We start from the raw sequence: 18,690 nt of genomic DNA, 5'->3' as shown, positions 1-18,690 counted from the left end.
GCGCAAAGTTTTTTGATCTTGCTTAGACTTTAGAGCGATCGGTAAAAATTTCATATCCAGTTTCAGTCACCAAAACCGTATGTTCAAACTGCGCCGAAAGTTGATTGTCCACAGTTACTGCTGTCCACTTATCGGCTAAAATCCTTACTCGCTTTGAACCAGCATTCAGAATTGGCTCGATCGCCAAGGTCATTCCTGGACGAAAGCGCACATTTGGCAACTGGTGGGTACGGAAATTAAATACTGAAGGTTCTTCATGCAAATTCCGCCCCACTCCATGACCTGTAAAATCTTCGACAATTGCAAAACCATTAGCCTTAACATGATCCTCAATTGCTCCCGCCAAATCGAGCATACAATTACCTGGCTTCACTTGCTCAATCCCTTTAAAAAGAGCCTCTTCGGCAACACGCATTAACTTAGCAGCTTTCTCGCTAACATTGCCAACAGCGACAGTAATGCAAGAATCTCCATGAAATCCATTCTTAAAAGCACCAGTATCAATCTTTACTAGATCGCCAAGCTTGATTACTTTTCTAGCACTAGGTATACCATGTACCACTTCATTATTAATGCTGGAGCAAATGCTAGCAGGAAAGCCACAATATCCCTTAAAGCTAGGAACAGCACCCATTTCCCGAATTCGCTTCTCCGCATGGGCATCGAGATCCATCGTAGTCATCCCTGGGGCAATGATCTCCGAAATTTCTTTGAGTACGGTTGCCACAATGCGAGATGATTCACGCATATAGTCCAACTCACGTTGAGACTTAATTTCAATACCTTTGGTTTGTTTAGGAGTTGATTGCTTAGCAGGTTTTTTGCTTTCTGCGCTCGGTTTAGATCGCAGGGCACTGAGAATATTCATTAATTATTTGAGGATAGTATTTACAAGGGCTAATATATTTTTAGCCTATTAAGTAACAGGATTGGTTATTTTTAGGTCAAATAGCAGAATTTGAATAGCAAAAAGCTCCTCATCAAATCTGATCCCCACCTACAGCACTTTTCGAGGTTCAACTATGACGCAATCTGGGATGCCTCCCGTACCGCCACCTTCTTCAGGTGGTGGTGTGCCACAGCCACGTACAAACCCCGCCGCACCCGCCCAGCAGCGTGTCGCTCCTCCCTCCAATCCTCAAGCACCTCCAAATCCTCAAGCGCAGGCTGCACAACAAGCCCGTGCTGGACTCACTCCCGCACAACTGCAACAAGCACAAGCAGCGCAACAAGCCCGTGCTGCCGCCGCCGCCCGCCAAGCCCAGATGACAATTCCCACAGACACTCAAGTTACGAGTGTGCCACCACCACCAAATCCCCGTCCGCCAATTCGTCCAGGTCCACCGCCAAACTTACCAGGACTAGGTGTACCAGCGATTTTGCAGCGAAGTACTGGGCAACCCACTCTCGCCCAGATCGTCAAAGATGCCCATGAACAAGGCTGTTCTGATATTCATGCTGGCGTAAATGAACCAGTCCGATTTCGGAGTCGCGGCTTAATGGTGACACAGGAGCAATATCCAGTCCCAGATAAGCAAACCTTTGATACCTGGTTGACAGAAATTATGGATGACAAGCAAATCCAGCAATTTCGAGACACCCTAGAGTTTGACGGCGCAACTCAGTACGAATTTGCCCGTTGTCGGATCAATGTTTTTGATTCGTTACGTGGCTCAGCCATGGTATTGCGACTGATTCCCCTCAAGATTTTGTCGATTGATCAGCTTGGTTTGCCAGAGGTATTCCGTGAGCTTTGCTATACGCACAAAGGGTTGATTCTCGTAACTGGTCCTACGGGTTCAGGTAAATCAACTACCTTGGCGGCAATGGTGGACTTCATCAATAGTGAAATGCAGAAGCATCTAATTTCCATTGAAGATCCGATTGAATTTGTGCATCAAAGTAAAAAAGCACTGATCAAACAACGGGAAGTTGGTATCCATACCCTTAAGTTTGATAATGCACTGAAGGCAGCTTTACGCGAAGATCCTGACATCATTCTGATTGGGGAAATGCGCGACAAAGAAACCGTGAACACTGCACTCAAAGCAGCTCAAACAGGACACTTAGTGTTTGGAACATTACACACCAATAGTGCGGTGAAAACGATTGAGCGGATTCTCAACCTTTACGAACCTGAACAGCAAGGTCCGATGCGGATTCAAGTCTCTGAATCTTTGGTGGGAGTTATTGCTCAATCATTGGTGCGTACCACCGATGGGAAGCGAGCCGCCGTTCATGAAATCATGATCAATACTGATGCGGTACGTGACTACATCAAGCGAGGTGAAGTGGATGAAATTGAGGCTCTAATTCCTAAATGTACCTATGAAGGAATGGTCAACATGAACCAGTCACTCTATAAGCTCTACGAAGATGGTCGGATTACCGAGGAAACTGCGGTAGAGAACTCGCCAAAACCAAATGAAATGGCACAAATGCTACGTGGTCGCATGTAAATAGCAAATGCCCCTTAGGGGCATTTGCTATTTTAAGATGATCACTTCGCCCCGATCGCTTGCAGTTCTAAACTCTTCACCAAAATCACAATTTGCTAATTCACCTAGTTGAATATTGCGTTCAAAGTCTGGCAATGATGCATTGATTTCGAGCGATCGCAAACAGAGTGAAAGACGGGTGATTTCAATAGATTCTTCAACAACATCACAACCAAAAAGATTGTGTTGCAAGATATGCGTTACTACTTCTGTTGGGGTTTTGTGAGCGATCGCTTCTACATTGTCTGAATTATCTGAAAACTTATTTAATAGATAATGAATGCGCTCATGTTCAGAAAGTAAAAATTCTAAAGCCGTTGCTAGAAATACGCCTGCACCACATTTAGGATGAATAACTTTGATTTTTAATAGACGTTCTTGATATTCTTGGCAATAGGCTAGAGTATCTTGAGCAAATTGGCTATCGCTATCGCAATTATGTTTTAATCCCGATAGATGCTGCTGCAAGGCACGAATTACTGACTCACTTTGCAAAATTGCTTTACAAGGTAATTTAGGGGTACGTCGTTTACTGAGATTACTTAAATCTTTACGATATTGGGATAATTCTTTAATTGATTCATCAAACAGACAAGTTAAAATATGGCGCGTAATATCTTCGTTAAAATCAAAGCGGGCAATCTCTTTAATCTGACGGCATAGCTCATCACCCACAAACAAAGCCTGATCTAAAATGCGATCGCTCTCAAATAGACTAAATGGATAAGCATTAATGGGGTTGTGATAAGTCGCATTACCATTTTGCACCCAATTAAATATGGCTTTATAGTTTTCCCAAATCGGTTGCACAATGTAGGGGTTTTTAAACTCATAAGCGTCTTTAATTAAATTTTCAGGTAAAAGCTGCCGATCTTCGCAATAAGCCACAAACAAGATCCGATTTAAGAGCTTTTGAGCTTGATAAATAGCGATCGTGATCGCATCTTCGGCTTTGATTTGGAGAGGATTTTCGGCATCTTCAACAGGATGTGCTAAGAGTTGGAGCCGATAGCGGAAATCTTTGATCAGTTGACTACGAATTTTGTAATAGTGACTATAGAAATTTTTGAGAACTTCAGATTCCAGTTGATGAGATTCTTCTAGTAAATGAGTGGTACGCGATCGCTCTTCACTATTGGCGATTCCTCTAAGAAGAGTTCGCCTTGACAATAAAAAGTAAAAGGATTTAAGTTGCTCTAGATCTGCTAACGAGTCCCAAGCAAATCTCTGACAGAATAGGCTCGATACATTGCGATGATAAAGACATATTTCTCGATAATCCAAGACAATTAGCCATTCAGTTGCTTCATGTTCTGGTTCTGGCTTAACGATCGCCCCTTCTTCGGCAGCATTAACTCGGATTTCAGCAATTACATTAGCTGAAGTTTCTGTAAAAAATCCAAGGGCAGGGTGTGGATGTAGTTCTAATTCCCAAGCCCCCCCATTGCTCTCAAAGGGAGATTTATATCCCAAAATGTCAACAAAAATATCATGCAAAAATTGAGCTTCGGCAATCAGGTTTGATGGTTCACCATCTTTTGCAAAATACAACCATTTCTGCACTATTTGAAAGCGATCGCCCAAATCTCTTGGGAAGCCAAAAGAACTAATCCGCTTAGCAAGTGGCTTAGGATGAAATAGAGAGTAGTAAGGCGATCGCTGATTCATTCATCTTTGGCGGCATTTTGAGCTATTAGATTTTCAGTAGCTACTTCTGCTAGTAAAGTCTCTCTTTCTTCAGGAGACATTTCTTCTAACTTCTTAGTCAGAACTGCTTTTTTGTACTCATCTAGCTGCTGATTATAAGTCATCGTCTTTGTGACAGCCCGAAATACATAGGTGGAGATCCAAGCGATTAATACACCTACTAAAACTACTTGGCTCCAAACACCCGCATTAGTCGCATCTAAGCCAGAGGAGCGAAACACCCAAAAGGCAACTCCACCAAATCCAAAAAAAGCAAGGGTAATTGCTATGGCATCAATGCGGCGCATATTTTTAGTCTCTGAAATATTTTTCATTAAACTGAGCAGGAAGTGCTCAGTTTAATTTGGGTTTAAATTTGCCGTGCTGTGGGTCGAAAGTTAAAGAAGGGAGAAAGTAGTAACAAACCGGGGAAAAAGAAAAAGGCTAGAAAACATAGAAACACTCTTTCTATAGATCCTGTTTTGTACCAACGCGCCTTGAAATAAAACAACACGATTAAGGGGATCACCAGTAAATATGTACCTGCGATCGCGGCATAGACAATTGCAGCCAATATGGGGGCAGAGAGAAGCAAAGACATATTTCTAGCTAGATAAAATTGTGTGGATGTATCTATCTAGCAATTGTAACAGGATAGTAATCGACAAATCGAAAAAGCTATAGTCAGCCCCATCAATTCTCATTATGGAAACGATTTAGGTATTTCCAGCACCGCTGGCGATAGAAACAACCAAATCCGATTTTTGAAAGCCAGCCTACGGCTGGCTTTCAAAAATCGGATTTTTATCATCAGAATTGTCCTCCAAATAATTTGATTTTAGGTTGTTGCAGTGGTAATATAAGAAACGCTGAAAATTTTACCCGAATAAATCCCTAAGAACTGTGGCACCTCAACAACAAAAGATTCGGATTCGTCTAAAAGCTTTCGATCATCGCCTGCTAGATTCATCCTGCGAAAAAATCGTCGAAACTGCTAATCGTACAAACGCTGCGGCTGTTGGTCCTATTCCTCTACCAACCCGTCGTCGTATCTATTGCGTTCTCAGATCTCCTCACGTAGATAAGGACTCCCGCGAGCATTTTGAAACCCGTACTCATAGTCGGATTATTGATATTTACCAACCATCGGCAAAAACCATTGATGCATTGATGAAGCTTGATTTAGCCGCAGGTGTGGACATCGAAGTTAAGCTCTAGAGTTCAACTTTAAAGTTCAACATATGCAATGTTTTAGAAAAGCCCAGAATTATGAAAGTGGCAGAGTGGTGACCAACGAGTCGCCAAGTTTAATGCTTTCATAACTATGGGCTTTTTAATTTTGAGGAAATGGGGCGCTTTGCGCCCCATTTCTTTTTTAGTTTTTGATTTGGTTTACACTAGTTTTGAAGTTGCTAAGCTTCAAAATCTAGCTCTAAGGAATGAAGATGCTGAAAAAGCTAAAGATTAAATACCTTTTGGCATTTTTGTTGGCGGCGATCGCCACAGTAATGTCAATAACACTCGGACATGGGTGGATGCCTGTTAATGCTCAAAGTCAGCCACAAGTTCAGGCTCAAAATCCATCTGCCGAAACAAGTATTAAGACTGTAAGCCTACAAAATGCAGGCTTGCAACTACAAGAGATTGCTCAAGGAATTTATGCCCTAGTTGCCAGCACTGATTTTCCACCTGCGAGTCCTGCTTTGGCGATCGCTAATGGCGGCATTGTGATTGGTAGTGATGGGGTGTTGGTGATCGATCCATTCCAAACACCTGAACTAGGTGAACTGATGCTCTCCACCGTCAAATCATTGACCGATAAGCCAATTAAGTATGTCTTGAATACGCATTATCACTTTGATCACACAGGTGGCAATTCCGTATTTGTGAAGCGGGAAATTCCTGTATTAGGGCGCGGCGTAATTCGTGAATATATTCAAAGTGGCAAAAATAATACTGGTGGTATAACACCACCAACAGTAATTATCAATAGTCAAACAGATCTTTGGCTAGGCGATCGCCAAGTTAGGATTGAGCGCGTAGACGGACATTCGGCGGGAACCGATCTAGTTGCCTACATCCCCGATGCGAAAGTACTGTTTACAGGAGATATGGTATTCAATAAGCGCATTCCTTACACTGCTGATAGTGATATTCGTCAATGGCAAGGAAGTTTGTATCGCTTAGTTGCAACTTATGCCGCAGCTAAAGTTGTCCCCGGTCATGGTGATGTCACCGACGTAACGGGTTTACAAGCACAACAGGCTTATTTCAGTTGGCTAGAACGTCAAGCTCTAGAGTGGAAAGGTCAAATTTTGTCTAAGGAGCAAGTATTAGAAAAATTTGCCAAAATTCCTGATGCTTACAAAGACTACAAATTTAAGGCGATATACCCTCTTAACCTAGATTCAGCCTATGAGCAGTTCACTCGTAGTGCCACAATTCCTTTGATTCCGTAGAACACATTAAAAGCTAAAAGGAAAAGGCGGCGCATTGCGCCGCCTTTTCCTTTTGTAAAATATTACTACAGCAAACTAAAAAATACTTGACAATGAAAAAAAAAGGACTAAATAATAAAAACAATAAGGTGCTTACTATTTTTTCCTTTTAGTGTGAGGATTATTTTAAGTTGGCTATAAAATTTTGTGGCTCTAAGCAAAGTTGTCAGTTGCTTCTGCTTAGTACAGTTATCTCCTTCTCTGCCATTCTCAGCAGCAGAGCTAATGCAGAAACCCAACCAACTCAGGTTAATCCAAGTTTTAAATCTGATTCTAGTTTGATTCATGCAATTGGCAACGATCCGATGGTTGTCAGTCCATCCCAAGCCATAAGTCAACCGAAGACTGGTGAATCTGCGATCATTCATCAAATTAATCAAGAGTTAGTTTCTAGTCCTACAACTAAGAAAGCTGAAAGTGTTAGCTCAGTTTCGCAACTCAGTGATGTACGTCCCACTGATTGGGCTTTTACCGCTTTGCAATCTTTGGTAGAGCGTTACGGTTGTATTGCGGGATATCCTGACAGCACTTTTCGTGGGAAACAAGCAACTAGTCGCTACGAATTTGCGGCTGGTTTGAATGCTTGTTTAGACAAGATCAATGAAATCATTTCCGCAGGTTTAGCTGATAAGGTCAGCAAAGAAGATCTCGCTACTTTACAAAAACTTCAAGAAGAATTTGCGGCTGAACTTGCAACTTTACGTGGTCGTGTGGATGCTCTTGATGCTAAGACGGCAAAAATAGAAGTGCAGCAATTTTCCACAACAACCAAACTATACGGTCAAGCTATTTTTGGGCTTCAAGGACGGCTCAATAACACTGCTAATATTCCTCGAACTTCTGGTACTAGAGTTACCGATCCCGCCACTAATGTCACGTTTGGTTATCAAGCTCAACTGAGTCTGGTTACCCAGTTTCCCGATCGCGGAATTTTGTTAACTGGGTTGCAAGCAGGTAACTTATCAACCGACGCTCCCATTACTAGCTTTGCTGCGCTAAACAACACTTTTACTCGCCTTGGCTACGAAGGCAGTACGGGTAATACCTTTACGCTCAGTGACCTCAACTATCGTTTCCTAGTTGGTAATAATCTTGGCATTATTGTTGGCGCAAGAGGAGTCAATGCCATTAATGTTTTTCGAGGACCTAATCGAGTAGAAAGTGCAGGAAATGGACCTATTTCTCTGTTTGCTCAACGCAATCCTGTCATTAGTCTCAATGCTGGACAGGCTGGACTTGGCTTTGATTGGAAAATTGCTAAGGGTGTAAGTTTACAGGGAGTTTATTCCGCAGGTAATGCAGCCAGTGCATCGGGAGATGGCGGTTTATTTGGTGGACCAACTTCAATTGGGGTGCAGCTTGCCGCAAACCTATTTGAGCGACTCGACGTTACTCTGTATTACCTCAATTCTCATACTAACAACGGCACATTAAATAGTGCTGTTGGTGACACAATTATCGGAAGCGTTGCGCCAGTTCCGTCAAATTTCAGCACCAATGCTTTTGGTAGTTCACTTTCATGGCAAGCAACCCGCAATCTTAATTTTGGCGGATGGCTAGGTTTTACTACATCAAGTATTCGGAATTCTGGATTTTCTGGCTCAGTCGAAACATTCAACTGGATGACGTTTGCAAATTTGCTTGATATATTCAAAGAAGGTGATCTATTTGGTTTATATGTTGGTCAACCTCCACGTATAACTAGTAGTAACCTTAGCGGCAATATTAACTTCCCCAGTATCCTGAGCGGTACAGGCGGAGTTCCTAGTTCTCAGCCAGCTTCGACTACTCATGTTGAAGCTTTCTATCGATTCCCCATTTCCAAAAATATTAGCGTTACTCCAGGGCTAGTGTTTGTGTTTAGTCCTGGTAATACGTCTACTAGTGACACTGTCACAATTGGGGTAGTCCGAACAACGTTCACATTCTAACTATTAACTCATGAGGATAATCAAGATGCAATCTATGTCTCGTGTTCTTTCTTTAGGGCTACCTCTTGCCGCAGCGATCACTACTATTTCCAGTGGAGCAGCCTTTGCCCAAGTTACCAATATTCCTGTATCTGGAAATATATCTGGAACTGTATTTACCACTGGCGCAGTTTCTCTCAACAGTTATTCGCTTCTAAGTCCTGTTGGTACTATTTCAGGAACTGCTGGGACTATCACAAGTGTTACATCAGGAGGTCTACCTGTTCCAATTCTCTCTGTTGGTACAAATGCCGATGTAGGTGGTACAACAACAGGTGGGGTCGTATTCAATGATGGTCGAACTGCCAGTTTCGTTGCTGCGCCAACAACTGTTAACGCAACTGTTACAGCTATTTCTGCTCCTACTAATCCTGCTATTAATACAATAGTAGTTGGTGTCTTACCTCTAGCCGATACTAACATCAGTTTAGCTATTAACAGTGGAAATATTTCTATCCCAACTAGTTCTATCGTTAGCCCTCCTCCTACTCCTATTTCCAGCCAGACAGTTACAGTTCAGAGTCTTGGGATTACAAGTGCACTTGTAATCCTTGATCCTGCATTTATTAATGCTAATCCTAGTATTAGTTCTCAAATTGTTACCGCTTTTTCTTCTGATCCTAGCGCAGTATTTTCTGCTGATCCGAATGCAGTTTATACCTCCTCTCTATCTTCAAAGGTATCTCCATATCTAGATTGACAACTCTTTTCTTAATAAAAATGAAAGAGCCGCCTTGCGGCTCTTTCATTCTGTCGTTTGGTTAAAGCTTTGCTTTGGAAATTAAAAAACCTCAGTTCAGGTTAATTTCAAACTCTCTCTAAAAGCCAAAACAGTAAAATCATCTCGAAGCGATGATTTTACTGTTTTGGCTTTTAAAATTTTGTAGCTTATCCCAAACTCATGTTACAGAACGAATCCAATAATGGTTTTAAAAACACAAAATGGCTACGCCATTTTGTGTTTTGGTATTAGACAAACCTTTAACTTAATTTATTGAACTAACGCTAAAATAAGACGGATTGAGTACGTCCTATTTTTTTGTAAATACTGTTATGGCTGTTCGTCCTCTCAAATTACCTTTGCTAATTGCTCTGAGTTTACTGTCAGCGATCGCCTCTGTAATCTTCACTGTATCTCGTGCCGATGCATTGCAATCAATGCTTAAACCCAATGATCCCAAACTTGGCGATACAGTATCGGTTTGGATTGCGACTGATAAACCAGCAAGCACGCCGCCAACAGTATCGGTAAATAGCCAACAATATCCCGCCTTCCCCATGTCTCAAAATCGTTGGCGAGCGTTTATTCCTACAACTCCACTGGATAAGGCTGGGCTAAGACAAGTAATAGTCAAGGCTGATGGTGTACAACAAACCTTGCCAATGCAACTAGGCGATCGCAAATTTCCGACTCAAAGTATTTGGATTAATGATTCGGGTGGTGGATCAGAACCTACAGATTACGAATGGGACAAGGTTTCAGCTTTTAAAAAATTAGTGACACCTCAGAAATTCTGGAATGGGGCATTCCTCAGACCAAATGAAGGTGAAATTACGTCAGGTTTCGGGATTCAGCGTTATTACAATGGTGTATTTGCTGATGACTATTACCATCGTGGTGTGGACTATGCAGGAGGCACAGGCTCACCTGTAATTGCACCAGCATCTGGATATATCCGTTTAGTAGGGACTGTATCTCAGGGGTTTCTGTTACATGGCAATACGATCGGCTTAGATCATGGTCAGGGCGTGGCAAGTATCTTTTTGCATCTCAGTAAAATCTATGTGAAAGAAGGAGATTTTGTGAAGGCTGGTCAAGTAATTGGCGCAGTCGGGGCGACGGGTGCAGTGACAGGACCACATTTACATTGGGGATTATATGTGAATGGGGCAGCGATTGATCCTGTTGCTTGGCGATATGAAGGTGTCGAATAGTTGTCCTGATAAGCTTATAAAAGAAAGTGCAAAGCACTTTCTTTTATAAGCCAGAGATCGCTATGACAACTAACCCTGAAAAATTATTAGAACTTGCGCTCAAATCGGGAACTGAAGCTGCTGAGGTATATGCTTCAAGCTCAGTTTCCCGACCCGTATTTTTTGAGGCAAATCGGCTGAAGCAGCTAGAAAGCATTGACTCAGAGGGGGTGGGGTTACGAATTTGGAAAGATGGCAAAGTAGGCTTAGCGATCGCCTATGGAGCCGTAGAGCCTGAAGATTTGGTACAGCAGGCGATCGCCTTGAGTGCTTTGAATGAATCTGAAGAGATCTTATTGCGAGAATCCACTGTTGCTGACTATCCCAAACTATATGGACAGGAAGTTACTGTTGAGCAGATGGTGGATTGGGGAAAACAGGCGATCGCGCAGGTTCTCGATCATTATCCTGAGGCTGTATGTGGCGCTGATTGGGATTGTAGTCACGAAACGGTACGCATCCTCAATAGCAAAGGTTTAGACTGTGGCTATACCGATATTACAGTAGATGGCTCTCTGAGTGCAGAGTTAACACGGGGAGATGACTTTCTCAATGTTTGGTATGGTCAATCGGAACGGGGTAATTTGCCACCTGATGCGATCGCTAAAAAAGTTTTGCAATATCTCGATTGGGCAAAGAAAAATGCTCCTGCTCCATCGGCAAAATCGCCTGTGATCTTTACGAGCAAAGCGGCAGATTTGTTATGGGGGGTAGTGGCGATCGCTATGAGTGGGAGACAGGTGCAGCAAAAGGCGACACCTTGGCTAGACAAGACTGGACAGCCTGTAATTTCTGATATTTTCACGGTCACCCAACATCCTAATTTTGGCGTTTATAGTTCTCCCTTTGATGATGAAGGTACACCTACACAGGAAATCACTTGGATCGATCGCGGGATTTTGCAAGGGTTTTATGGGGATATGCGTACTTGTAAGGATTTGGGAATTAAGGCGACAGGCAATGGCTTTCGCGGAGATTTAGGTAATTATCCCAGTCCTGGATTATTTAATTTGGCGATCGCGGCTAGTCAAACGATCCAAGGTGATATTTTAGAACTCGCGGCGACCTTAAAAAATGGCTTAATCGTCGATCAGGTCTTAGGTGACGATCTGGATCTGTCAGGGGATTTTTCGATCAATGTGGATTTGGGCTACCGTGTTAAAAATGGCAAAATTATCGGACGGGTCAAGGATACGATGCTATCGGGAAATGTCTATACTGCACTCAATCATGTGGGGGCGGTAGGCAGTGATCGGCAATGGCACGGTTCGCTATATGTACCTGCGATGATCGTTGAAGGGCTATCAATCACATCTCGATAAGTCACAAAACAAAAGTGGCGACGCGAAGCGTCGCCACTTTTGTTTTGTGACTAGACAATTTGAGGCGATCGCTTCTAATACCAATTCACTAAAGTGTGGCAACAATTTTGTGAATTAAAAACCAAACCCAGTAAGGGTTTTAAAGACACAAAATGGCGTAGCCATTTTGTGTCTTGGTATAATTCACGAGCAATTGCTATAATGTCTGAGTCACTTTTGTGAATATATCCGTAATTTGATCAAGAGAGACTGTAGCTCAGTTGGATAGAGCGAGCGCCTCCTAAGCGCTAGGCCATCGGTTCGATCCCGATCAGTCTCGTTAATCACAGCGCTTTGCGCTCAAACCCAAACCAATAAATCTGTTAAAAGTGTTGCAGAGCAACACTTTTAACAGATTTATTGGTTTGGGTTTAGATAAAGTACCGCGCTTCGCGCGGCACTTTATCTAAACCCGATCAATGCTGATGCGATCGTCAAAGACAAAACATTCACCTTCCCAAACACTTTCTTCCTTTGGTACTTCTTCTATGTATTTGAGAATGCCTCCCTGTAGATGGTATACCTCGCTAAAACCTTGAGACAGCATATAGGCACTAGCCTTTTCACAGCGAATTCCGCCTGTACAGAACATAGCAACTTTTTGATGTTTCTTAGGACTGAGTTGTGCTTGTACATAGTCAGGAAACTCACCAAAAGTTTCTAGATTAGGATTGATCGCCCCTTTAAATGTGCCAAATTCCACTTCATAATTATTGCGCGTATCAATCACAATCACATCAGGATCAGCAATTAATGCATTCCAATCTTTAGGTGCAACATAGGTACCAACTCGATATCTAGGATCAATATCTGGTACACCTAGAGTCACAATTTCTTTTTTAAGCCTTACTTTCATCTTTTGAAATGGAATTCCGTCACAATAGGATTCCTTATGCTCCAAGTTGTGAAGACGAGGATCGCTACGCAAATGGGCTAGTAAAGCATCGATCGCTTCGCGACTACCTGCGATCGTAGAGTTAATCCCTTCCTTGGCTAGTAGGATTGTTCCTTTGAGTTTAAGAGCATCACAAAACTCCTTCAGTGGAGTTCGCATGGCTTCATAATCTAATAATTCTGTAAAATGATAAAAAGCAGCCACCACAAAAGGTTCTATCGTCTCTTGCTGATTGGCTTGAATTGCCTGACTAATTTGTGATTGTAGGCGATTTACTTGTTTGATCCTAGTCATTTGCCCAGAAACTTGCTTACAGACGGATTACTTTCTCTATAAACTAATATAGCGCTTTACGTTATCCATAGGAAAACCCTATACCTATCTATGGAACAAGGCGCTTAAACTACTTGTCTTGCTATATTATTGGATCAGCGATCGCATTTTGTTTGTAACTATAGGCTTTTCTCTATATGTCTAGTGTCATCATTCAAGGAGCCAAACACAGCTACAGCCTCACTTCTCCTGCTCAGTCGAAGCATAAAGCTCCCACAATTGCTTTTTTGCATGGTTGGATGCTAAGTAAAGCTTATTGGCAACCATTGATTGCTCAGTTACAACCTGATTTTCAATGTTTAGCTTATGATCTACGGGGGTTTGGACTTTCTGAAATTGGCGATCGCGATGAATACTCGCTAATTAGCTATGCGAGGGATTTAGAAGAATTACTTGATCGTTTGGAGATTTCTCAGGTTTGGTTGGTGGGGCATTCCCTTGGTGGGGCAATTGCTCTATGGGCTGCTAATTTATTAAGCGATCGGGTTTTGGGTGTGGTTTGCCTGAATGCAGGTGGCGGCATTTATATTAAAGAAGAGTTTGAGAAATTTCGTACCGCAGGTAAAATTCTTTTAAGATTGCGTCCCCAATGGCTGAAGAATCTTCCCTTAGTTCATGCCCAATTTGCTAAAGATAGTGTTTACAGCACCTTAGATCGTGGTTGGGGGAGACAAAGAGCGATCGATTTTGTCTCTGCCAAATATCCATCCGCGAGAGGAACTTTGCTGGGTTCTACTAGTGAAGTAGAAGTTCACAAATTGCCGCAGATCGTATCGAAGTTGAGACAACCAGTTTATTTTGTTGCTGGGGCAAATGACAAAATTATGGAACCAAAGTATGTAAGCCATCTTGCTAGTTTTCATCATTCTTTTAATGGCTATGGCGAGAATGTATTTGAACTTCCTAACTGTGGACATATGGCAATGCTAGAGCAAACAAATCTATTACATAGCCTGTTATTGGATTTATTAGCTAAACCTGTTGCTTCTTCTTGTCTCTAGTCGAGCTATAATTCTTCTTCCTTGGACATGAAATGATATTTCCCAGAACCAATATGCTGAGCGCTATAGATACCAGCATGACCTGAAGCAAGGTAGCTCATCACACAGGCGATCGCTACAAATACCCCAGATTCTATTCCAAAAAGTTCAATTCCCATTAATGTAGCAGCGATCGGTGTATTGGCAGCACCAGCAAAGACTGCCACAAATCCCATGCCCGCCAATAAGGGTGTGGGTAAAGGCAAAATTAAGGATAAAGCATTTCCTAAGGTTGCACCAATAAAGAATAAAGGCGTTACTTCACCGCCTTTAAAACCTGCACCTAACGTCAAGGCGGTCAAGCCTATTTTGGAGGCAAAATCCCAAGGTGGTAAATATCCATTAAATGCTTCTACAATCGTGGGAATACCTAAGCCAATGTATTTAGTAGAACCAATTGCCCAAACGAGCAAAGCAATCATTAAACCGCAGATTGCAGGATGTAAAGGAGCATAGGATATTTGAGATTGAAATTGGTGGCTAATTTTATGAGTTAGCTTGGCAAAAAGCATAGCTACAAGACCAAAAGTAGTCCCAGCCACAATCGCTGAAATTAGAGCCATTGGCGTTATGGTTGGGATAAGCTGGGCATGACGATATGATGTGTGATGTAGACCAAGAGCTAGGGTGACGCGATCGCCGATCACAGCAGCAACTAAACAGGGGAACAACGCCTTATGCTTAATCGTGCCAATTACTAAAACTTCTAACCCAAAGATCGTACCAGCTAAAGGAGTTCCAAAAACTGAAGCAAATCCGCCACTAAGTCCAGCCATCAATAAAATTTGGCGATCGCGAGGTGGGAAATTAAAGATCTTTGTCAACTGATCAGCAAGAGAGGCTGCCATCTGCAAAGCTGTTCCTTCTCGACCTGCGGAACCTCCAAACAAATGGGTTAAAGTGGTTCCGAATAAAACCATTGGAGCCATCCGTAACGGAATAATCTTTTTGGAATTGTGGATCTCTTCTAGTAAAAGATTGTTACCTCCTTCTACGGATTTGCCATAACGATGATAAAGCCAACCACTCAAAAATCCGCCCAATGGAAGTAAAGCAATAATCCACAAGTGAGCTTCTCGCCAATCGGTAGCCCATTCTAGAGATTCTAAAAGAGCAGCCGAACCATAACCTGAAAGAACGCCAACTATACAAGCAATCATAAACCACTTGCTAAGTTGCAGAATGACTGTTATAAACTGCTTAAATTGAGATAAATATTGCATAGCAAAAGATTTGGGTTTACAGATTCGCTCATGTAGGGAAATAGGTGGAAGGAGGAAACAGAAGACGACGCAGAAAGTCAAAATCAATCCAACGCAGATTGTATGACCACTCAAACATGGCTACATACAGATACAAATACTTTTTGTGAATACCGCGAAAGGGACGCAGGAAATTGCGTAAACCAACCCAAATGCCCTCCATAGTATTGCAATGAACCTCACAAAAACCATCTTGATCTTCATCGCGGGCATACTCGCGATGAGAGTGATAAACAGTTTGACGCTCACGACCAGAAGCAGGTATACGATTGTAAGCATCAGATTCATCGGTATAGACTGTTGTATTTGGTAAAGTTGTTATCTCTACCTGCGGCTGAATCGTGATTTGTTGAGTATTGTCACAGACCTTCATGCGGATCTGACCACTGCTGCGTCCAACCGTGCCAACAACAGGTGGACGGTCATTCGCCATGGTTCCCTCCTTTGCGTTGATTTCCGCGTCGTCTTGGTGGGTCTGTTATTGGGTCTTTTTTTTTGCTCCCTTTTCTCCTGCATTCTGAAACATCTCGTCCATCTCTGCTTCTTCGTCAGGCAGACTACTATTAATCAAATGGGCAAATCCTCGACGTTGAATGCGATGTCGCCAAGACAATAACGTCCCATAGTCAAGTCCTAGTTCCTCTGCTATGTGTTGTGTCGTTTGTCCTTGTAAGAATCCACGCAATATCAGCACGATCTGACCACAGGTGTAATGACTTCCTGATAAGTCTGTCCCTGTAAAAATGTGAAACACTTTCCCACATTCCCGACACTTGTATTTGACGATTGGTGCGCGTTGGCGATCGTGTGGCGCTTGTCCTGCTGGTATTGCGTGTCCACTTGGACAATGCAATCCCTTCGGATGCAGGATCTTTAATAACCATAGGACTTACGCAAGAAGCATAGGAATAGAAGGACACTTAAGTTGGGATCTTAAATAATCAGACAAAAGCCCAGATTTAAGTTTGTAGATGGTATTACCAGCTTGAAAAGCTAAACGTTTAAGATGATGCCAAACAAGCATGGCACAAGCAATATGATTACGCTGAATTCTAGATTTGCGGTACTGGCAAGACTGAATACCTGTCAATTGTTTGAGTTCACGATGAAATTCCTCAATATTCCACCTGATGGAGCAAATAGCATGTACTTCAGGGGTGTAGTCTTGAGTTAAGTCGTTAGTCACGACATATTCTGCCCTGCTAGGAGAAACAGTGACCCAGAATAGTTTCACCTTTTTGACGTGATGTGCAACTAAGAAAGTGCAAAAAAACTCACAGCCGAAAGTGTTAGAAAATAGGACTAACCCCATTAGCGGTGAGCATCATGTTTTCTATAGAATATTTTATCATTGCCGTCTTTTGCAAAATTGATGAGTTACTCAAAGAAATAACGGTAGAGCATGGAGTCAGAGCAAAAGGATTTGCCCCAGCCCTAAGTGACAGCGAAGTGATGACGATGGAAATAGTTGCTGAGTATCGAGGAATAGAGACAGACCTAGGGATCTGGAAATATTTTCGCGAGCATTGGCAAGCATGGTTTCCCGCCTTAAAAAGTCGCACCACCTTTGTCCGACAGGCAGCTAATCTGTGGCAGTACAAAGCGATACTCCAACAAAAACTAGCAGAACAGTTAGGTGCTTTAGATGATGATGTACATCTGATTGATGGAGTACCCATACCTCTGTGTTACCTCTGTCGTGCATCCCGTTGTCGTAGCTTTGAAGATATTGCTGACTATGGTTACTGTGCAGCCAAGGACATGCATTACTATGGCTTTCATGGGCATGTTCTCATTAGTGGTAGTGGTGTAATTACGCAGTTTGCACTTACTCCTGCTAATGGCAATGAGAGAGTGTAAAGTGAAATGTGTAAAGTCTGGGATATATACAGAGAGACAATCTAGACACACAATACCAACACTAAAACCGATGAATATACGCAAAGAATTGCTAGATGAATTGTTGCAAGAATGTAAAACACCACCCGACCTATTCGGAGAAGGAGGAATCATCAAACAACTAACCACCGCGTTGGTGGAGCGAGCCTTAGAAGCAGAATTATCGACCCATCTAGGGTACAAGAAGCATGAATCCAGACCAGAAGGACAAAACAACAGTCGTAACGGTTATAGCCAGAAAAAAGTCCAAGGCGACTTTGGCGTAGCAGAAATCGCAGTCCCCCGCGATCGGAAAGGGGAGTTTGAACCGCAGATGGTGAAGAAAGGACAAAGCCGATTGTCAGGACTAGATGAGAAGATCATTGCCTTGTATGCGCGAGGTATGAGTGTCAGGGATATCCAAGGGCAGTTGCAAGAAATGTATGGTGTCGAAGTATCACCAACGCTCATTTCCAATGTCACTGATGAGGTAATTGATGAAGTAAAGCAATGGCAAAATCGTCCCCTAGATACGGTCTATCCGATCGTATTTCTGGACTGTCTGGTCATCAAAGTCCGAGACAATGGCAGGGTAATTAACAAGTCCCTGTATTTCGCCTTGGCGGTGAATATGGATGGATACAAGGAATTACTGGGTATGTGGATTTCCCCCAATGAGGGTGCAAAATTCTGGTTGTCAGTTCTCACCGAAATTCACAACCGTGGAGTCAAAGATATTTTGATTGCTTGCGTCGATGGTTTAACTGGTTTTCCTAATGCCATTGAGACGGTGTTTCCTAAAACACAGGTGCAATTATGCATTGTCCACATGGTCAGAAATTCAGTTGCTTTCGTCCCTTGGCAGCAACAGTTCGACAAGCTCACTGACCACGTAAGCAAGTTTGTGCTGACCTCAAGGCGATTTATGCGGCGGCAACGGAATCGGAGGCGGAATTTAACCTTGAACTCTTTGCTGAAAAATGGGACAAGCAATATCCATCGATCTCCAAGTCTTGGCGCAGTCATTGGGCGAACATTATCCCCTTCTTTGCTTTCCCGTCCGAGATTCGTAGGGCGATTTATACCACCAATGCGATTGAGTCGATGAATAGCAGTTTGCGGAAAGTGATTAAATCTCAACAGATTTTTCCCTCTGACGAGGCTGCTTTCAAGCTGGTTTATTTGGCGATGCGGAATATCTCGAAGAAGTGGACGATGCCGATTCGTGACTGGAAACCTGCCCTCAATCGCTTTGCCATCCTCTTCGAGGATCGTCTCCACTTCTAGTTTCTAGA

General features: G+C 42.7%; 16 protein-coding genes, 1 tRNA gene and 3 pseudogenes. 11 read left to right on the top strand and 9 right to left on the bottom strand.

Features of this window, described 5'->3' with window-relative positions:
• Positions 1–22 precede the first annotated feature (22 nt).
• Positions 23–868: a type I methionyl aminopeptidase gene (map, locus tag ABM313_RS10145; protein WP_434687715.1), complete on the bottom strand. Its 846-nt coding sequence runs from the start codon at positions 866–868 to the stop codon at positions 23–25.
• Between the two features lie 154 nt (positions 869–1,022).
• On the opposite strand from map, the gene ABM313_RS10140 reads away from it, so the two are divergent.
• Positions 1,023–2,459, top strand: a complete 1,437-nt coding sequence (locus tag ABM313_RS10140) for a type IV pilus twitching motility protein PilT (protein WP_434687714.1) — start codon at positions 1,023–1,025, stop codon at positions 2,457–2,459.
• Positions 2,460–2,486: 27 nt separating this feature from the next.
• Here ABM313_RS10140 and ABM313_RS10135 read toward each other — a convergent pair whose 3' ends face one another.
• From ABM313_RS10135 to ndhL, 3 genes are all read right to left on the bottom strand, one after another.
• Positions 2,487–4,166, bottom strand: coding sequence for a hypothetical protein (locus ABM313_RS10135; RefSeq protein ID WP_434687713.1), 1,680 nt, complete (start codon positions 4,164–4,166; stop codon positions 2,487–2,489).
• Positions 4,163–4,492, bottom strand: coding sequence for a DUF3007 family protein (locus ABM313_RS10130; protein ID WP_434688435.1), 330 nt, complete (start codon positions 4,490–4,492; stop codon positions 4,163–4,165). The genes ABM313_RS10135 and ABM313_RS10130 overlap by 4 nt, the downstream gene beginning before the upstream one ends.
• 62 nt (positions 4,493–4,554) lie before the next feature.
• A complete protein-coding gene (gene ndhL, locus ABM313_RS10125; protein WP_434687712.1) occupies positions 4,555–4,785 on the bottom strand; it encodes an NAD(P)H-quinone oxidoreductase subunit L in 231 nt (76 codons plus the stop codon).
• Positions 4,786–5,087: 302 nt separating this feature from the next.
• Between ndhL and rpsJ the strand changes: the two genes are divergently transcribed.
• The 7 genes from rpsJ (at position 5,088) to ABM313_RS10090 (ending at position 12,267) form a co-directional block, all read left to right on the top strand.
• Positions 5,088–5,402 (top strand): 30S ribosomal protein S10, encoded by a 315-nt coding sequence (rpsJ, locus tag ABM313_RS10120; protein ID WP_009625825.1) that lies wholly within the window; start codon positions 5,088–5,090, stop codon positions 5,400–5,402.
• A gap of 227 nt (positions 5,403–5,629) precedes the next feature.
• Positions 5,630–6,643 (top strand): MBL fold metallo-hydrolase, encoded by a 1,014-nt coding sequence (locus tag ABM313_RS10115; RefSeq protein WP_434687711.1) that lies wholly within the window; start codon positions 5,630–5,632, stop codon positions 6,641–6,643.
• A 209-nt stretch (positions 6,644–6,852) separates the two neighbouring features.
• Positions 6,853–8,613, top strand: coding sequence for an iron uptake porin (locus ABM313_RS10110; protein ID WP_434687710.1), 1,761 nt, complete (start codon positions 6,853–6,855; stop codon positions 8,611–8,613).
• A 34-nt stretch (positions 8,614–8,647) separates the two neighbouring features.
• Positions 8,648–9,352, top strand: a complete 705-nt coding sequence (locus ABM313_RS10105; protein ID WP_434687709.1) for a hypothetical protein — start codon at positions 8,648–8,650, stop codon at positions 9,350–9,352.
• Between the two features lie 353 nt (positions 9,353–9,705).
• Entirely contained in the window at positions 9,706–10,587 is an 882-nt protein-coding gene (locus ABM313_RS10100; protein ID WP_434687708.1) for a M23 family metallopeptidase, read from the top strand.
• A gap of 62 nt (positions 10,588–10,649) precedes the next feature.
• Positions 10,650–11,948: a TldD/PmbA family protein gene (locus ABM313_RS10095; RefSeq protein WP_434687706.1), complete on the top strand. Its 1,299-nt coding sequence runs from the start codon at positions 10,650–10,652 to the stop codon at positions 11,946–11,948.
• Positions 11,949–12,193: 245 nt separating this feature from the next.
• Positions 12,194–12,267, top strand: a tRNA-Arg gene (locus ABM313_RS10090).
• Positions 12,268–12,393: 126 nt separating this feature from the next.
• On the opposite strand, the gene ABM313_RS10085 is transcribed toward ABM313_RS10090, so the two are convergent.
• Positions 12,394–13,176, bottom strand: a complete 783-nt coding sequence (locus ABM313_RS10085) for a rhodanese-related sulfurtransferase (protein ID WP_434687705.1) — start codon at positions 13,174–13,176, stop codon at positions 12,394–12,396.
• A gap of 176 nt (positions 13,177–13,352) precedes the next feature.
• Here ABM313_RS10085 and ABM313_RS10080 point away from each other — a divergent pair, with 176 nt between their 5' ends.
• Positions 13,353–14,216 carry an alpha/beta fold hydrolase gene (locus tag ABM313_RS10080; RefSeq protein ID WP_434687704.1) on the top strand — a complete coding sequence of 288 codons (864 nt, stop codon included), beginning with the start codon at positions 13,353–13,355 and terminating at the stop codon, positions 14,214–14,216.
• A 5-nt stretch (positions 14,217–14,221) separates the two neighbouring features.
• Here the strand turns inward: ABM313_RS10080 and ABM313_RS10075 are convergent, their stop codons facing one another.
• The 4 genes and pseudogenes from ABM313_RS10075 to ABM313_RS10060 form a co-directional block, all read right to left on the bottom strand.
• Positions 14,222–15,478, bottom strand: a complete 1,257-nt coding sequence (locus tag ABM313_RS10075) for a voltage-gated chloride channel family protein (RefSeq protein WP_434687703.1) — start codon at positions 15,476–15,478, stop codon at positions 14,222–14,224.
• Between the two features lie 28 nt (positions 15,479–15,506).
• Positions 15,507–15,971 carry a transposase gene (locus tag ABM313_RS10070; RefSeq protein WP_434688433.1) on the bottom strand — a complete coding sequence of 155 codons (465 nt, stop codon included), beginning with the start codon at positions 15,969–15,971 and terminating at the stop codon, positions 15,507–15,509.
• A gap of 24 nt (positions 15,972–15,995) precedes the next feature.
• On the bottom strand, positions 15,996–16,370 hold the full coding sequence (locus ABM313_RS10065; protein ID WP_434687702.1) for a transposase: 375 nt from the start codon (positions 16,368–16,370) through the stop codon (positions 15,996–15,998).
• A 36-nt stretch (positions 16,371–16,406) separates the two neighbouring features.
• Positions 16,407–16,754: pseudogene (locus ABM313_RS10060) on the bottom strand (transposase); the annotation flags it as partial.
• A gap of 89 nt (positions 16,755–16,843) precedes the next feature.
• On the opposite strand from ABM313_RS10060, the pseudogene ABM313_RS10055 reads away from it, so the two are divergent.
• A pseudogene (locus tag ABM313_RS10055) lies at positions 16,844–17,371 on the top strand (transposase); the annotation flags it as partial.
• 76 nt (positions 17,372–17,447) lie between these two features.
• Positions 17,448–18,682 (top strand): annotated as a pseudogene (locus ABM313_RS10050) (IS256 family transposase).
• Positions 18,683–18,690 lie beyond the last annotated feature (8 nt).

Origin of the sequence: Pseudanabaena minima str. Chao 2107 (assembly GCF_051131155.1) — a bacterium.
GTDB lineage: Bacteria > Cyanobacteriota > Cyanobacteriia > Pseudanabaenales > Pseudanabaenaceae > Pseudanabaena > Pseudanabaena minima.
Note: the sequence above shows the minus strand (reverse complement) of the source record. Positions and strands in the feature narration are given on the sequence as shown.

Coding starts and splice junctions, on each gene's coding strand:
- map (WP_434687715.1), bottom strand. CDS start 868: ATGAATATTCTCAGTGCCCTGCGATCTAAACCGAGCGCAGAAAGCAAA.
- ABM313_RS10140 (WP_434687714.1), top strand. CDS start 1,023: ATGACGCAATCTGGGATGCCTCCCGTACCGCCACCTTCTTCAGGTGGT.
- ABM313_RS10135 (WP_434687713.1), bottom strand. CDS start 4,166: ATGAATCAGCGATCGCCTTACTACTCTCTATTTCATCCTAAGCCACTT.
- ABM313_RS10130 (WP_434688435.1), bottom strand. CDS start 4,492: ATGCGCCGCATTGATGCCATAGCAATTACCCTTGCTTTTTTTGGATTT.
- ndhL (WP_434687712.1), bottom strand. CDS start 4,785: ATGTCTTTGCTTCTCTCTGCCCCCATATTGGCTGCAATTGTCTATGCC.
- ABM313_RS10115 (WP_434687711.1), top strand. CDS start 5,630: ATGCTGAAAAAGCTAAAGATTAAATACCTTTTGGCATTTTTGTTGGCG.
- ABM313_RS10105 (WP_434687709.1), top strand. CDS start 8,648: ATGTCTCGTGTTCTTTCTTTAGGGCTACCTCTTGCCGCAGCGATCACT.
- ABM313_RS10100 (WP_434687708.1), top strand. CDS start 9,706: ATGGCTGTTCGTCCTCTCAAATTACCTTTGCTAATTGCTCTGAGTTTA.
- ABM313_RS10095 (WP_434687706.1), top strand. CDS start 10,650: ATGACAACTAACCCTGAAAAATTATTAGAACTTGCGCTCAAATCGGGA.
- ABM313_RS10085 (WP_434687705.1), bottom strand. CDS start 13,176: ATGACTAGGATCAAACAAGTAAATCGCCTACAATCACAAATTAGTCAG.
- ABM313_RS10080 (WP_434687704.1), top strand. CDS start 13,353: ATGTCTAGTGTCATCATTCAAGGAGCCAAACACAGCTACAGCCTCACT.
- ABM313_RS10075 (WP_434687703.1), bottom strand. CDS start 15,478: ATGCAATATTTATCTCAATTTAAGCAGTTTATAACAGTCATTCTGCAA.